Source organism: Stenotrophomonas sp. PS02300, assembly GCF_029959395.1.
Classification (GTDB): Bacteria; Pseudomonadota; Gammaproteobacteria; order Xanthomonadales; family Xanthomonadaceae; genus Stenotrophomonas; species Stenotrophomonas maltophilia_AD.
In genome coordinates, this window is the sequence record NZ_JASCOP010000011.1 from 1 (window position 1) to 16,178 (window position 16,178).

General features: G+C 67.8%; 10 protein-coding genes. 4 read left to right on the top strand and 6 right to left on the bottom strand.

All coding sequences use genetic code 11. From position 1 onward, the window contains the following. Window positions 1–85: 85 nt before the first annotated feature. Both QMX79_RS04020 and QMX79_RS04025 read right to left on the bottom strand, forming a co-directional pair. Window positions 86–1,741, bottom strand: a complete 1,656-nt coding sequence (locus tag QMX79_RS04020; RefSeq protein ID WP_282244601.1) for an MFS transporter — start codon at window positions 1,739–1,741, stop codon at window positions 86–88. Between the two features lie 63 nt (window positions 1,742–1,804). Continuing rightward, window positions 1,805–3,232, bottom strand: coding sequence for a DcaP family trimeric outer membrane transporter (locus QMX79_RS04025; protein WP_282244603.1), 1,428 nt, complete (start codon window positions 3,230–3,232; stop codon window positions 1,805–1,807). Between the two features lie 270 nt (window positions 3,233–3,502). Here QMX79_RS04025 and acs point away from each other — a divergent pair, with 270 nt between their 5' ends. The 3 genes from acs (at window position 3,503) to mntP (ending at window position 7,043) form a co-directional block, all read left to right on the top strand. Continuing rightward, window positions 3,503–5,446, top strand: coding sequence for an acetate--CoA ligase (acs, locus tag QMX79_RS04030; RefSeq protein WP_282244605.1), 1,944 nt, complete (start codon window positions 3,503–3,505; stop codon window positions 5,444–5,446). 18 nt (window positions 5,447–5,464) lie between these two features. After that, entirely contained in the window at window positions 5,465–6,130 is a 666-nt protein-coding gene (locus QMX79_RS04035; RefSeq protein ID WP_282244608.1) for a response regulator transcription factor, read from the top strand. 334 nt (window positions 6,131–6,464) lie between these two features. Next, a complete protein-coding gene (mntP, locus tag QMX79_RS04040; RefSeq protein ID WP_282244642.1) occupies window positions 6,465–7,043 on the top strand; it encodes a manganese efflux pump MntP in 579 nt (192 codons plus the stop codon). Window positions 7,044–7,074: 31 nt separating this feature from the next. Here mntP and QMX79_RS04045 read toward each other — a convergent pair whose 3' ends face one another. The 3 genes from QMX79_RS04045 to QMX79_RS04055 all read right to left on the bottom strand — a co-directional run bounded on the left by QMX79_RS04045 (window position 7,075) and on the right by QMX79_RS04055 (window position 13,140). Further along, window positions 7,075–8,205 carry a hypothetical protein gene (locus QMX79_RS04045; protein WP_282244644.1) on the bottom strand — a complete coding sequence of 377 codons (1,131 nt, stop codon included), beginning with the start codon at window positions 8,203–8,205 and terminating at the stop codon, window positions 7,075–7,077. A 90-nt stretch (window positions 8,206–8,295) separates the two neighbouring features. Continuing rightward, on the bottom strand, window positions 8,296–11,742 hold the full coding sequence (locus tag QMX79_RS04050) for a PAS domain-containing hybrid sensor histidine kinase/response regulator (protein WP_282244685.1): 3,447 nt from the start codon (window positions 11,740–11,742) through the stop codon (window positions 8,296–8,298). Window positions 11,743–11,793: 51 nt separating this feature from the next. After that, window positions 11,794–13,140, bottom strand: a complete 1,347-nt coding sequence (locus QMX79_RS04055; RefSeq protein ID WP_282244646.1) for an ATP-binding protein — start codon at window positions 13,138–13,140, stop codon at window positions 11,794–11,796. 103 nt (window positions 13,141–13,243) lie between these two features. On the opposite strand from QMX79_RS04055, the gene QMX79_RS04060 reads away from it, so the two are divergent. After that, window positions 13,244–15,115: a diguanylate cyclase gene (locus QMX79_RS04060; protein WP_282244648.1), complete on the top strand. Its 1,872-nt coding sequence runs from the start codon at window positions 13,244–13,246 to the stop codon at window positions 15,113–15,115. A gap of 42 nt (window positions 15,116–15,157) precedes the next feature. On the opposite strand, the gene QMX79_RS04065 is transcribed toward QMX79_RS04060, so the two are convergent. Then, window positions 15,158–16,168, bottom strand: coding sequence for an OmpA family protein (locus QMX79_RS04065; RefSeq protein WP_282244650.1), 1,011 nt, complete (start codon window positions 16,166–16,168; stop codon window positions 15,158–15,160). Between the last annotated feature and the right edge of the window lie 10 nt (window positions 16,169–16,178).

The window sequence follows — 16,178 nt, forward strand, 5'->3', positions numbered from 1 at the left end:
TTTTTTATAAATATAAATTATACACCCCCCAATTCATAGGGCGGGGGAAACCCCCCCGCCCCTTCTGGTTCACGCCATCACCGATTTACTTGGTGATGTCCACGCCCTTGGTTTCATGCAGGAACAGGCCACCGACCACGACTGTCATCAGCGCGATGATGATCGGGTACCACAGGCCGTAGTAGAGGTTGCCGGTGCCGGCCACCAGCGCGAAGGAAATCGCCGGCAGGAAGCCACCGAACCAGCCGTTGCCGATGTGGTACGGCAGCGACATCGAGGTGTAACGGATGCGGGTCGGGAACAGCTCGACCAGGTAGGCGGCGATCGGGCCGTAGACCATGGTCACGTACATCACCAGGATCCACAGCATGAACACGGTGCCGGCGATGTTGATGCGCGCGTTGTCGGCCTTGGCCGGGTAACCCGCTGCGGTCAGCGCCGCCTTGAGTTCGCCACCGAAGGCATCGCCCTTGGCCTTGAGCTCATCCTTGGTCAGGCCGGCGGCCTCGAACGAGGTCACCTGGGTGTTGCCCACGCTTACCAGCGCCAGCGAACCGGCGGCGGCAGGCTGTACGTCGTACGGCACACCCGCCTTGGTCAGCGCGGCGGTAGCCACGTCGCAGGAGCTGGTGAACTTGCGCAGGCCGACCGGATCGAACTGGAACGAGCAGGTGTTCGGATCGGCAATGACGAGGGCCGGCGAGCTGCTGCGGGCTTCTTCGATGGCCGGGTTGGCGAAGTGGGTCAGGCCCTTGAACACCGGGATGTAGGTCACTGCGGCCAACAGGCAGCCGGCCAGGATGATCTTCTTGCGGCCGATGCGATCGGACAGCCAGCCGAAGAAGATGAAGAACGGCGTACCCAGGGCCAGTGCAGCGGCGATCAGCAGGTAGGAGGTGGTGGCATCAACCTTCAGCATGCTGCTCAGGAAGAACAGCGCGTAGAACTGGCCGCCGTACCACACCACGGCCTGGCCGGCCGCGGCGCCGAGCAGGACCAGCAGCATCAGCTTGAGGTTGCCGTCCTTGAGGCTGTCACGGAACGGGGTCTTGGAACCCTTGCCTTCGGCCTTCATCTGCTGGAACAGCGGCGACTCGCTCAGCTGCAGGCGGATCCACACCGAGATGCCGAGCAGGATGATCGAGACCAGGAACGGAATGCGCCAGCCCCAGGCTTCGAACGCCTCGTTGCCCAGGAAGTAGCGGCAGGCCAGGATGATCAGCAGCGACATGAACAGGCCGAGCGTGGCGGTGCACTGGATGAAGCTGGTGTACAGGCCACGCTTGTCGGCCGGTGCATGCTCGGCCACGTAGGTCGCCGCACCACCGTACTCGCCACCCATGGCCAAGCCCTGGGCCAGGCGCAGGATGATCAGGATTACCGGTGCCGCAAAACCAATCGAGGCGTAGTTGGGCAGCACGCCGACCAGGAAGGTCGAGATGCCCATGATCAGGATCGTGACCAGGAAGGTGTACTTGCGGCCGATGCGGTCGCCGAGGCTGCCGAAGAAGGCCGCGCCGAACGGACGCACGAAGAAGCCGGCCGCGAAGGCCAGCAGGGCGAAGATCATGCCCGTGGTTTCATTGACCCCGCTGAAGAACTGCTTGGCGATGATCGCCGCCAGCGAGCCATACAGGAAGAAGTCATACCATTCGAACACGGTGCCAAGGCTGGACGCGAAGATGACCTTCTTGTGGCCCTTGGTAAGTTCTGCTTTTGCAGGTACGGGTGTGGTGGACATAAGACGCTTCCCCTCCGAAGCAATCATTGGTGGCAGGTGCCGACAATGCGTCGGCACCCATGCTTAAAAACTGTACTTCGTGGTGAATTGCACGCGGTTGATGTCGCCCTTTCGACCATCTTCGATCTCGCGCACGCCGTACATGTACTCCGCGCCGATATCGACCTTGGGCATCGGCGTATAGAAGATGTTGCCGCGGATGCTCTGCACGCTCTTGGTGACCAGCGGGCCAAGGACGCTGTCGTTGTCGTAGTCGCTGCGGGCGTAGATCAGGTTGGTACGCAGCTTCGGGGTGAAGGCGTGGCGCCAGCCGACATAGCCAGCCAGCACGCCGGTGGGGTTGAGCTCGTCCTGGGCCACGTCGTAGGCCGTATCGGCGGTGACGCCCAGGCCCACGTAACGGGCGATGCCTTCGCCGCCGCTGATCTGGTAGTGCAGCTGGTCGCTGCCGCCCATCACCCACTTGCCGCCCAGGGTCAGGCCGCCGCCGATCTTGTCGGCGTCGGCGCCGGTGGCCTGGTTGTCGACCTTGAGCTGGCGCACGATACCGCCGACCCCGAAGGTGCCCCAGTCGCCCTTCCAGCCATAACGCAGGGTCAGGTCCGGCAGGGAGCCGCGGTCGCTGTTGCTGGCCACGTTGGTCCACGCCCCGGTGACCGGATTGCGTGTGCCGGTGAGCACGGTGGTTTCCGGGTTTTCCAGCGCGACGCTGAAGCCGCCCTGGGTGTAGCGGATCTGCGCCTGGCGCACGAACAGCACGCCATCGGTGGGACCGACGAAGTCGGCCGCTTCCGGCAGCGAGGCCGCGTCCATGAAGTTCGACCAGGTCTGGCCGGCCATCCAGTTGTTCCAATACATATACGCGTGGCGCAGGGTCACGCCGTAGGTATTGGTGGCGGTCTGGTTGCCCAGCGAGTTGCCGAAGAAGTCCATCTCGAAGAACGCACCGGACTTGTTGCCCTTGTCCGAGACGTTGTCGATGCCCAGGTTGAAGCGCGAGAACTTGGCGTGGGCGTTGAAGTCCACGTCCGAACGCTCGCCGCTGCCGCCGGCACCGGCCACCGGGGTCTGGCCCGGCAGGTACAGCGCGCGGCCGGTGGCATCGTCGGCCAGCTGGCCATCGCCGGTCTGGGTGAGCAGGAAGTCGGCCTTGATGAAGCCGCCGATCTTGACCGTGGTGCCCGGCGCGGCGCCCGGGGTAATGGTGGTGACCTGGATCGGCTGCTTGCCGGCGGGTACGGTGGCGCCGGCAGGCTGTTGCGCCTGCACGGTCTTCACCGCGGTCACGTCGGTCTGGGCCTGGCTGATCTGGGTCTGTTGCTGCTGGGTGGTGGACAGCAGCAGCTGCACCTGGCGTTCCAGTTCGGCAACGCGCGCTTCCAGCTGCTTCTCCTTGGCGGTTTCGGCAAACGCCATGCCAGGCGCCACCAACGCGACCAACAGGCAGGTCGCCAACGGCTTGCGCATGGTCTTCAACATACGGGTACTCATGTTGCCCTCTCTCCCGGGTGGCAAAGTGATCGCCGCGTGTGGGGTCACGGTCGAGCCGAGCGTGCGGCCGGTTGACGCACCCCGGCTATTGGCAATTGGTCGAACCCCGTTGTCACGACCAACGGTCGTGACCTACCGCCTTCGGCTTGGTACGACCATGGTCTAACCATTCCCTTACCTCGCGGCGCGGTGGATGCGGCAAACTGAGGGGGATGAATCGCGGGTTATGCTGCGATCGCACAACCCAGTCCTAGTGCAAGTGAGGGTGCCATGGCCGATCTTTACCCCGTCAAGGCGGACGTTGCCGCCAAGGCGCGCATTGACAAGAACACTTACCAGCAGCTCTACCGCGAATCGGTGGACAACCCCGACGCGTTCTGGGGCAAGGCCGCCGAGCGGCTGGACTGGTACAAAAAGCCGTCCACGATCCGCAACGTCAGCTACCAGCTCGACGATTTCCGCATCAAGTGGTTCGAAGATGGCGAACTCAACGCCAGCGTGAACTGCCTGGACCGCCAGCTGGACACGCGCGGTGACAAGGTTGCCCTGCTGTTCGAACCGGACAGCCCGGATGCCCCCGCGCAGGGCGTGACCTACCGCGAGCTGTACGAGCGCACCTGCCGCCTTGGCAACGCGCTGCGCAACCTGGGCGTCAAGAAGGGCGACCGGGTCACCATCTACCTGCCGATGATCGTCGACGCCGCCGTGGCCATGCTGGCCTGCGCGCGCATCGGTGCGATCCACTCGGTGGTGTTCGGTGGCTTTGCGCCGAACTCCATCGCCGACCGCGTGATCGACTGCGGCAGCAAGCTGATCATCACCGCCGACGAAGGCCTGCGCGGTGGCCGCAAGATCCCGCTGAAGGCCAACGTGGATGCCGCGCTGAAGCTGCCCGGCACCACCACGGTGGAAACCGTGCTGGTGGTGCGCCACACCGGCGGCGCGGTGGACATGCAGGCCCCGCGCGACCGCTGGTTCCACGACGTGGTGGACCCGCAGCCGGCGCAGTGCGAACCGGAGCGGATGAACGCCGAAGATCCGCTGTTCATCCTCTACACCTCCGGTTCCACCGGCAAGCCCAAGGGCGTGCTGCACACCACCGGCGGTTACCTGCTGTACGCGGCCTACACGCATGAAGCGGTGTTCGACCTGCGCGAAGAGGACATCTACTGGTGCACCGCCGACGTGGGCTGGGTCACCGGGCACAGCTACATCGTCTACGGCCCGTTGGCCAACGGCGCCACCTCGCTGATGTTCGAAGGCGTGCCGAACTACCCCGACACCTCACGCTTCTGGCAGGTGATCGACAAGCACCAGGTCAGCATCTTCTACACCGCACCCACCGCCATCCGCGCGTTGATGCGCGAAGGCGATGCACCGGTCAAGCGCACCTCGCGCGCCTCGCTGCGCCTGCTGGGCAGCGTCGGCGAGCCGATCAACCCGGAAGCCTGGCGCTGGTACTACGACGTGGTCGGCGATGGCCGCTGCCCGATCGTGGATACCTGGTGGCAGACCGAAACCGGCGGCATCCTGATTTCACCGCTGCCCGGCGCGATCGACCTCAAGCCGGGTTCGGCCACCCTGCCCTTCTTCGGCGTGCAGCCGGCGCTGGTCAACGCCGATGGCGAGATCAAGGACGGCGCCACCGAGGGCAACCTGATCATCCGCGATTCGTGGCCGGGCCAGATGCGCACCGTCTACGGCGACCACCAGCGTTTCATCGATACCTACTTCCGCACCTACCCGGGCAGCTACTTCACCGGTGACGGCTGCCGTCGCGATGAAGACGGCTATTACTGGATCACCGGCCGCGTGGACGATGTCATCAACGTGTCCGGACACCGTATCGGTACCGCCGAAGTGGAAAGCGCGCTGGTCTCCCACCCGAAGGTGGCCGAAGCGGCCGTGGTCGGCTTCCCGCACGACATCAAGGGCCAGGGCATCTATGCCTACGTGACCCTGGTGGCCGACGAGACGCCGAGCGAGGAACTGCACAAGGAGCTGGTGGCATGGGTGCGCAAGGAGATCGGTCCGATCGCCTCGCCCGACCACCTGCAGTGGGCACCGGGGCTGCCGAAGACGCGCTCGGGCAAGATCATGCGCCGCATCCTGCGCAAGATTGCCGAGAACGCGCCCGACCAGCTGGGCGACACCTCGACCCTGGCCGACCCGTCGGTGGTGGCATCGCTGGTGGAAGAGCGTAAGGTCAAGTAATTGGTTCCCACCTCCCCCATGACAACCCTGCTGATTGCCGATGACCACCCCCTGTTCCGCGAAGCGCTGCGCGGCGCGGTGCAGCGGGTGATGCCGGGCGTGCAGCTGTACGAGGCCGACAGCGTGGAAGCGCTGTACCAGCTGGCCGACCAGCATGCCGATGCCGACCTGGTCCTGATGGACCTCAACATGCCCGGTGCGCAGGGCTTCAACGCGCTGGTGCACATGCGGGCGCTGCACCCGCAGCTGCCGGTGGTGGTGGTGTCCGCGCGCGAAGAGCCCACCGTGATGCGGCGGGCGCTGGACCACGGCGCGTTCGGGTTCATTCCCAAGTCGGCCGACTCGGACACCATCGGCCATGCGCTGGGCACGATCCTGGATGGCGAAACCTGGGCCCCGCCGGAGGCACACAACGTGCCGCCGACCGGGCGCGAGGAACGCGAAGTCGGCCAGCGCCTGCGCGAACTCACCCCACAACAGTTCCGGGTGCTGCAGATGCTGGGCGCCGGGCGGCTCAACAAGCAGATTGCGTATGACCTCAATGTGTCCGAAGCGACCATCAAGGCGCATGTGACCGCGATCCTGCGCAAGCTGGGCGTGACCAACCGCACCCAGGCGGTGTTGATGGCCGGCAAGCTGACGTTGGATGACGAGCCGTTGGTATTGCCGCCGGAAGAAGATTGATCCGGCATCGCCTGGATGCCGGCCAACGGCCGGCGCTACCCGCTGCGGCTGTAACGCCTGCGGCGTTATAGCCGCAGCTATACATCCCAGCATTCCCTGCGCAATTCGCGTGTTTGGGCGGTAAACCGCGTTCGCGGTGCTAAGCTTCGCGTCCCCTTGGGGAGTAGCCTGTTTCCTGCTGAAGGGAAACGCCCGTATCAACATACTCGGCCAGTGCGCCGTGGTGCGGGCAGCCAGTGATGGTTGGCGAGACCAGCGGTCCGCGTGCGCAACGACAGGTTGGGCGCGAGCGTGGACCGTTGCCCGTCATCGCCCAGCCTGCAAGCACGTCCTGATGTCCCCCATTTCCATGCTGTTGATCGGCTTTGCCATGTCCACCGATGCCTTCGCCGCAGCGGTCGGCAAGGGCGCTGCCATGCGCAAGCCCCGCTTCCCCGATGCACTGCGTGCCGGTTTGATCTTCGGCGTGATCGAAGGCATCACCCCGGTGATCGGCTGGCTGCTCGGCCGTGCCGCCTCGTCCTACGTGGAAGCCTTCGACCACTGGATCGCGTTCGTGCTGCTGGGTGCGCTGGGCGTGCACATGATCATCAACGGGGTGAAGCCGGACAAGGACGACGCCGACGAAGACCCGGACAAGCACCACGGTTTCTGGCACCTGGCCGTGACCGGGTTTGCCACCAGCATCGATGCGATGGCGGTGGGCGTGGGCCTGGCCTTCCTGGATGTGCACATCGGCGTGATGGCGGCGGTGATCGGCCTGTGCACGCTGGTGATGGTCACCACCGGCATCATGCTGGGGCGGGTGCTGGGCGACATGATCGGCAAGCGTGCGGAGATCGCCGGTGGCGTCATCCTGATCCTGGTGGGCAGCGCGATTCTGTACGAGCACCTGAGCGGCGCGGTCGGCTGACGGGTTGCCGGGCAGGGCCCGGCACTACGCATCAGGTGCGTGGACGGTGGTAGTCGACGATGTCGACCAGTTCGTGGCCGTCGGGGGTGTTCCGGTGCAGCAGGCGCCAGGCATTGCGGCCGGGACTCTGCCGGCCCTCCCAGTGGATGTCGTTGGCGTAGAACAGCACGCCATGGAAGCGTACCGGGTGGCCGCACGGACGGTTGGCGGCGAGGTCTTCCTCGATCCGGTTCAGCTCGCGCCAGGTGCGACTGTCTGCCGCCAGATCGGCAAGTTTCTCCTGCAGAAGCGCACTCCGGAATATTTTTCCCTTGGCAGGGGCGGCCGAGGCCACCAGATCCGGCATCGCGACCGAATCGCCAGCAGCGGTCACGCGGCGCCGGGTGTGCCGGCGCTTGGTCAGGCTGACCAGCGCGCTTGGCTCCAGCGTCTCCAGCGTTTCGCCGGGCAGCGTCTCCGCCGGATGAACGTGCATTTCGCCATCGTGCTCTTCCGTGGTGAACGCACAGGCATCGCGCAGCGCGGTGTTGGCCAGGTCCACGCGGAGGTAGGGGCAATGCAGGCGGCGCAGCACGGTGCCGGCGAGCACGTCCGGCTGGTTCAGCGCGTCGGCGATCGCGCTGCCCTGCTCTGCGCGAGCGGCCACCAGGTAGCAGGCCGTGGCATTGCGTTTGCTCAGCAGCATCACGCCGCGCACGCCGCAGTGGGTCAGGTAGAAATGGCGGATGACGCCGGCCATGAGCGGATTCGGGGGCACCCCACGGCTGCGGCAGTAGTCATTGAACTGGGTGATCATCCGGCCGAATTCGGTTTCGAGCTGGCTGGCCAGCGATTTCAGCGCGTCCAGGTCCTCCACGCTGGTCCCCACGTCGCGCAGCCGCTGGCGCACGGCCGGATAGTCGACCAGCGCCTTTTCATGCGGCTGCAGTTGCCGCGAAGGCTTCTCCGGGTCCAGCCATCGCATCGCGTTGGTGCAGCCGATTCCCATCCAGCCGGAGATCAGCGCCGGCTTCACGATCTCGGCAACGCTCCATGCGGGGCCGGCGGCATTGGTGCAACCGCGGAACACCAGCTCGAATCCTGCGCCCACCACGGCACCCAATGTGCCTGCGAGTGGAATCGCCGCGCCGGAATGCAGCGGGGTGGCAAGGAGGGAACGCAACGAGGGAACGGGCACGGGAACTCCGCAGCGGGGTGGTCGGCTGCGCAGCATAGACAGCACGACCGCGCGGTGGTCGCGCGCCTGTCGCCTTCAACCTTTGAGGGTCGAGTGCGCGGCCAGGTACGCGCGCAGCGACGCCGGCTTGATCGGCTTGGTCAGCAGGCGGTAACCCCGCTCGCGCGCCATGCGCTTGAGTTCGTCGCGGCCATCGGCGGTGAGCAGTGCGCCGGGAATGTCGCGCCCGGCGCGCTCGCGCAGTGCCACCAGCGTGTCCAGTCCATCCAGGCGGTCATGCAGGTGGTAATCCACCAGCATCACGTCCGGCTGCGCCTGCACTTCTTCCAGCGCCTGGTCCACGGTGCTGGCGGTGATCACCTGCACCTGCCAGCGGCCCAGCAGCGCGCGCATGCCGTCGAGGATCTCCTGGTCGTTGTCCACGCACAGCACGCGCATGCCGGCCAGCGAATCGGTGCGGGTGCTGTGCTCGGGCACGCTGGACTGCGCTTCGCTGGCCGGCAGATCCGGCACCTGCGCGCGCGGCAGCAGGATCGAGAACATGCTGCCGCTGCCCACCCGGCTGCGCGCGTTGAGGCGGTGGTCGAGCAGGCGCGAGATGCGCTGGCAGATCGACAGGCCCAGCCCCAGCCCCTGCTCGCCCCAGTCGAACGGCTGCTGGTAGCGGTGGAACTCGTTGAAGATCTGCTGCATGTGGTGCTCGGGGATGCCCGGCCCGGTATCCCACACCTGCAGTTCGATCTCGTCGCGCCGATGGCGCACGGCCAGCACGATGCGGCCCTGGCGGGTGTAACGCAGCGCATTGGCCAGGAAGTTCTGCAGCACCCGGCGCAGCAGCCGGCGGTCACTGCGCACCCAGGCCGGGCGCGCGAACAGGTCCAGGCGCAGGCCGCGCCCGGCCGCCACCGGCGAATACTGCGCGGCCAGTTCGCGCATCAGCAGGCTCACGTCGAAATCGCCGATCACCGGGTGCAGGCCGCCGGCATCCAGCCGCGACACGTCCAACAGCCCGTCCAGCAGTTCCTCGGCGGCACGCAGCGAAGCATCCACGCGCTCGGCCAGGTGGCGCTGCTCGTCGTTGTTGTGGTGGCTGTCGCGCAGCGCCGAGGCGAACAGGCGCGCCGCGTTCAGCGGCTGCAGCACGTCATGGCTGATCGCGGCCAGGAAACGGGTCTTGGACTGCTGCGCCACTTCGGCTTCATGCGAACGTTCGGCAACGCGCTGTTCCAGCGTTTCGTTGGCTTCCAGCAGCGCGGTTTCGGCGTGCTTGTAGTCGGTGATGTCGTTGTAGCTGGTGACATAGCCGCCGCCGGGCAGCGCCTGGCCGCGCATTTCGATCACCCGGCCATCGCTGCGGGTGCGCTCGAAGATGTGCGGCGAACCGGCGCGCATGTAGCCGATGCGGCGGTTGATCTGCACGTCGATATCGCCCTCGCCCAGCTCGCCGCGCTCGGCGTTGTAGCGGATCAGGTCGGCCACCGGGCGGCCCACGTACAGCATGCCGTCGGGGTAGCCGAACATCTGCTGGTAGCGGCGGTTCCAGGCGGTCAGGCGCATGTCCGGGTCGACCACGCTGACCCCGGCGCTGATGTTTTCCAGCGTGGTGGACAGGATCTCGCGGTTGAAACGCAGTTCCTGGCCGGCTTCGTCCAGCACCGCCACCACTTCGCCCAGGTCCATGCCCGAGCCGCGCAGCAGGCTGGTCAGCAGCAGGCGCGCCGACGCCGCACCGATCGAGGCGGCCAGCAGCCGTTCGGTGAACTGTACCCAGGCCCGGTCCGCCGGCGCGGAGGCCTGCAGTTCGCGGCCCAGTGACTGTGCCTGTTCGAAGAACGAACGGCGCGCGTGGCGGTCGCCGACCACGCGCGAGGCCAGCGCCAGCAGGTCGCCCACGTGCACGTGGCCCGGCCAGGCACCGGCCACCGAAGGGCGCTCGGCATACGGGTCCAGGAACGGGGCGGCGCGCAGGCGCTCGTCCACGCCCGGGCGCCAGCGCACCGACACCAGCAGCATCGCGGCGGCGTTGACCAGCAGCGACCAGAACGTGCCGTGGGTGAGCGGATCCCAACCGGTCATGCCGAACAGGCGCTGCGGCTGCAGCCAGGAGATGCCGAACGGACCTTCGCTCAACCAGCTCGCATCCATCCAGCCCGCATGGGTCAGCGCCGGCAGCAGCAGGGTGTAGATCCAGGTGCCGAAGCCGAGCAGGATGCCGGCCTCCACGCCCTTGCGGCTGGCCCCACGCCAGTACAGGCCGCCGATCAGGCCCGGCGCGAACTGCGCCACCGCGGCGAACGCCATCAGCCCGTACGACGCCAGCGTGCTGTCGTTGCTGCTGCCGCGGTAGTAGCTGTAGGCGGCCAGCGCCAGCAGCAGGATCGCCATGCGGCGGATCCACAGCACCCGCGAGGCGACGTCGGCTGCTTCCTGGTGGTCGCCACTGCGACGCAGCAGCACCGGCATCACCAGGTCGTTGCTGACCATGGTGGCCAGTGCGATGGAGGACACGATGACCATGCCGGTGGCGGCCGAGAAGCCGCCCACATAGGCCACCAGTGCCAGGAATTTGCGGCCTTCGGCCAACGGCAACGCCAGCACCATGCTGTCGTCGGCGATGCTGCCGCCGGTGCCGAACAGGGTCACGCCGGCGGTGGCGATCGGAATCACCATCGCCGAAATGATGATCAGGTAGCCGCCGAACATCCAGCGCGCGCGGCGCACGTCGCGCACGTCGCCGCATTCCACCACGGCCACGTGGAACTGGCGCGGCAGGCACACGATGGCCAGGAAACTGAGCAGGGTCTGCGAGATGAAGCCCACCGGCGGCAGCCCGGTGAACAGCGTGTGCGCGCTGCGCACCACGGTTTCGCCACGGTCGGCCAGCCACAGGTAGGCGAACAGGCCCAGCGCCACCATCGCGATCAGCTTGATCATCGATTCCAGCGCGATGGCCAGCATCATGCCGTGGTGGTGTTCGGTGGCATCCACCTGGCGGGTACCGAACAGGGTGGCGAAAAGCGCCATCAGCAGCGCCACGTACAACGCAGGGTCGCTGAAGCACCCGGTGGGGCCGACGCTGCCGGTCAGCACCTGCAGGCTCATCGCCACGGCTTTGTACTGCAGCGCCAGGTAGGGAACGATGCCGATCAGCGCGATCACCGCCACCAGCGCGGCCAAGCGCCGCGAGCGGCCGAAGCGCGAGGAGATGAAATCGGCGATGGACACCACGTTCTGGCTGCGCGCGATCAGCGCCAGCCGCTCGATGATGCGCCAGCCGAACAACAGCAGCAGCAGCGGGCCCAGGTAGATGGGCAGGTAGCCGATGCCGTTGCGCACCGCCGTGCCCACCGCCCCGTAGAAGGTCCACGACGAGCAGTACACCGCCAGCGCAAGGCTGTAGACCACCGGGCGCAACCACGGGCGGTCGGGGTACATCGGCCGGCGGTCGCCCCACCAGGCCACGCCGAACAACAGGGCGGCATAGGCCACCGACACCAGCAGCAGGATCCAGCTAGAAACCACGGGCATGTTTCCGCGAGCGTGACCGGCAGTGTAGCCGCTGCATGCCGTTGCTCACGCCGCCAGCGGCCGCGATGGGAACTGCAGGTCGATCCGGGTACCGTCGCCCGGGCGGCTGTGCACCTGCACCGCACCGCCAGCCGCCTCGACCAGGCTGGCCGTCACCGACAGGCCCAGCCCGGTGCCCTGCCCGACCGGCTTGGTGGTGAAGAACGGCTCCAGGCATCGTGCGCGCACGGATTCGCTCATGCCCTGGCCGGTGTCCTGCAGCTGCAGCACCAGACGCCCATCAGGGTCGGGGGGCTGCAGCCGCAGCGTGAAGCGGCCGCCGTGGGGCATGGCCTGGTTGGCATTGACCGCCAGGCTGAGCAGGATCGATTCGAGCTGGGCCGGGTCGAAATGGATCAGCCGCTGTACGCCGCCGGTGTCCACCTCGCAGCGCACGCCTGCATCGAACACCTGCTCCAGCGTGGGCGCCAGGGCGACCAGCGTGGCGGCCGCATCCAGCAGCTGCGGCCGGCCCGGTTCAAGCCGGCTGAAATCCAGCAACCGGCGGCTCACCGCGCTGGCCCGGCGGGTCGCCGAATCGGCGCCCTGCAGCGCGCCCTGCAGCGCCTCGCCCTCGCTGCGCCGTGCCTTGGCCACGTAGCCCTGGATCAGCGCCAGCAGGTGGTTGAAATCGTGCGCGATGCCGCTGGCCAGCCGGCCCACGTTGTCCATCTTCATGGCGTGTACCAGCTGGTCGCGCGAGCGCTCGCGTTCCTGCATTTCCACCTGCAGCTCATCGCGCTTGCGGGCCAGTTCCTGGCTGCGCTGGCGGGCCTCCTGCAGGCTTTCGCGCAGCCCGGTCACGCTGTGGTGGAACAGCCAGGCGCCCATCACCGCGCCAAAGGCCGATACGGCCAGATCGGTGGCGGCGTGCAGTACCCGGTCCGGGCGGAACAGCGCCCCGGCCGCATCGACCCACGCGCCCAGCGCCATCAGCCCGCACAGCCAGGCGGTGGTCCAGGCCAGCGGACGGCTGCCCAGCACCGCGGCCACCAGCAGCACCGGCACCAGCTGCACCATCTGCACCCGTACCTGCGCGGCCAGGCCCCAGTAGCCGTAGGCCAGCACCAGCAGCAGCAGTTCACCGGCCAGGAAGGTCACCGCCGCATGCAGGCTGCGGCCGGCCCGGTGTTCGATCAGGCAGAGCAGGCACAGCAGCACGTGGGAAGCGGCCATCGCCGGCACCATCATGTCCAGCCCGCCCCCCAGCCGCACCGCCATCCAGGCCGCCAGCAACGGGTGGTACAGCCCCACCATCACCAGCAGGCCACGCAGCATGGCATCGGTGCGCCGGCCCAGCCCGGTGGGGCGTTCAGCAACGGCGACGCGGGCGGAGGGCGACGGCTCGGGCATGCGGGAGGGGATCGGCAGGCGGCGCCGGCGCGCGGCGGCAACATCGGTATATTAGCAGTGCGCTGTAGATCGTCTGCACTCGACCGGGGAAGTCGTTGTCGCCATGCCTATGTTGTCGCTAGTCCGGCGCGGACTGCCTGCGCTTGCCGTTCTGCTGTCGCTGACCGCACTGCCCGCACACGCGCAGCGCCCGATGGAGGCCGCGCCGCGGATGGCGCAGGTCGAACAGTGCCACACCCTGCTCACCAGCGATCCGCAGGCCTCGTTGCAGCTCGCGCGCAGCCTGATGGCCACGCCGGCGCTGTCGACCTCGATGGAAATCGGCGCGGTGGGCTGCCTGGGCGTGGCCCTGCGGGCGCTGGGGCAGCTGGACCAGACCACCGACCTGCCCGACCGCCTGCTGGCGGCAGCGGCACGCGACGACGCCAGCAACGATGATATCCAGCGCGCCCGCACCATGGCCGCGCACCTGCTGCTGTCGCGCGGCGACCGCGCACGCGCGCTTACCCTGACCAGCACCCTGCTGGACGATGCGGTGCGCCAGCGCGACGTGCAGGGCCAAATCGGCGCATTGATGCAGATCGCGATGATCCGTGGCGATGCGATGGGCGACGCCGAAGGCGCGCTGACCTACCTGCGAAAAGCCACCGCGCTCAGCGAACACCTGCACCGGCCGCCGAACCCGGGCGACCTGATCCTGTACTACAACTACGGCTATGCGCTGCTGATGCTGCAGCGGCATGACGAGGCCATGGCCGCGTTCAAGCGGGCCGAAGCGATCGGCACGCGGCTGAGCGGACAGGAGCTGTTCCTGAACCGCATCGCCAGCCACCGCGCCGAGCTCCGCCGCCTCGGCGGGCAGCTGGATACCGCCGAAACCGGCCTGCGCGGCGTGCTGGCGTGGCAGGCCGCGCAGGATCCGCAGGGCCAGGTGGTCACCCTGCAGCGCCTGGCGCGGCTGGCGCTGGACCGCCGCCAGCCCGACGCCGCCTTGCCGCTGGCCACGCAGGCGCAGGGCCTGGCCGAACGCGGGCGGTTCGTCGAGGAAATCCGCAACGGGCTGGACCTGCTGGGCGACATCCACACCCTGCTCGGCCACCGCGAACAGGCGCTGCAGTACGTGCGCCAGGGACGTGCGCTGGACCAGGCCCGCAGCAAGGGCGAAACCCTGGACCAGCTGGCCCGGCTGCAGGCGTCGGCCGAGCGCAGCATCGCCCCGGCGCAGGTCAATGCGGAGCAGGACCTGGGCCGCGTGCGGGTGCTGCGCAACACCGCCGTGGTCGCACTGCTGGCGGTGTGGGTGGTCGCCACGGTGGTGGTGCTGCGGCTGCGCCACCAGCGCCGCCAGCTCACCCTGCTCAGCCGCACCGACAGCGTGACCGGGCTGCTCAACCGGCGCGAGGCCGAACGGCGGCTGGAGGAACGCGCCGCGCGCGGCGGTGCGTCGGAACGCAGCGCATTGCTGCTGCTGGAACTGGATGACTTCAAGGCATTGAACGAGCGCCACGGGCAGGCGGCCGGCGACAGCGTGCTGCGCAGCGTGGCCGACTGCCTGCGCGGGGCCTGCGACCGCCACGACCTGCTGGCGCGCTGGGGCGGCGCGGCGTTCCTGGTGGCCCGCCATGACACCAGCGCGGAAGCGGCGCAGGCCCTGGCCGGCCATCTTCGGTTGGCGATCGAACGGCTGGTGGTGGATATCGAGCCCGGCCAGCACCTGACCCTCACCGCCAGCGTGGGCGTGGCGCCGTTGCCGCTGTTCGCCGATACGCCGGCGGTGCTGGATGACAGCCTGCGCGCGGCCGACCGTGCGTTGCAGGGTGCGCGGCAGAGCGGGCGCAATGCGTGGGCTGGGCTGTGGGGTGAACGTGGAGCGCAGGCACCGCATCTGCATGCGGTGCTGGGCAATCCTGAAGAAGCGCTGGCCGCCGGCTGGGTGACCCTCAGTGGCAGCCGGGCGATCCATTGGGCGCCTTGACTGCGCAGCCGCGCAGGGCGTGGCTCTACCGCCGGCGCCTCGTCAACGCGTGACGTCGAACCGCACTTCCACCCGGCGGTTCGGCAGCAGGCATTCCAGCAGCGCCGCGCGCGGACGCACGCCATCGCACTGCTGCACCTGCTGGGTGTCGCCGCGGTATTCGTAGCGGATCGTCGCCGGGTCCAGCCCGCGTCCGATCAACAGTTCGCGCACCGTGCGCGCGCGCCGCTCGGACAGCGCCTGGTTGGCATCGAAGCCACGTCCCTGCAGGCGGTCGGCATGGCCGACCAGCACCACCTCCTTCAGCTGCAGCTTCTCGCTGGCAATGCTGCCCAGCGCGCGGTCGATGCTTTCCAGCGAATAGGTGCGGATATCGCGGTAACCGTCGCGGTCGAACTCGAACAGCACGTTGGCCACCAGCGGACCCGGCGCTGCCACCACTGCCGGTGCCACGTCGCACTGGCGGGCCAGCGCCTCGGCGTCGTTCACCAGCTCCTCGGCGATCTGGATGTACGGCTTGGAATGCCGCCACTGCTGCTGGTTGAACTCGTTGCCGGCGTGCACCAGCTCGACCTCGCCGCAGGCCACCTGCTGCGCGGCGCAGGCAAAGCCCGGCGCGCCGTGCAGCACGCGCAGGCGCTGCCACAGGTCATCGCGCAGGTACTTCGCATTGTTCACCAGCGGCGTATCGGTTGGCAGCGGACTCGCGCCCTGCTCCATGCCGATGATCAACCGCTCCGATTCGCCCAATGCGGCCTGCGGGAAATCGCTGCGGTCGTTGCGGCTGTATTCGTGGAACGACACGTCCAGCCAGCACTGTGCCTTGGACAGGTGGTAATCGCGGATCGGGCGGCCGCCGTCGTTCAGCGCCTGGATGCGGCCCTGGGTGGCCTCATACGTGGCATGGTCGGCATGGATCGCCTCGTCGGTGATGCGCTGCTGCTGCGGCAGCAGCTGCGCCGTCTGCGCATGTGCGGCACTGGCAAGGGCGGCAAGGATCGCCGCGCCCAGCAGCGGGCGCGCGAAACGGAAGGTCGTGTTGGCGTTGTTCATCAGGGCATCC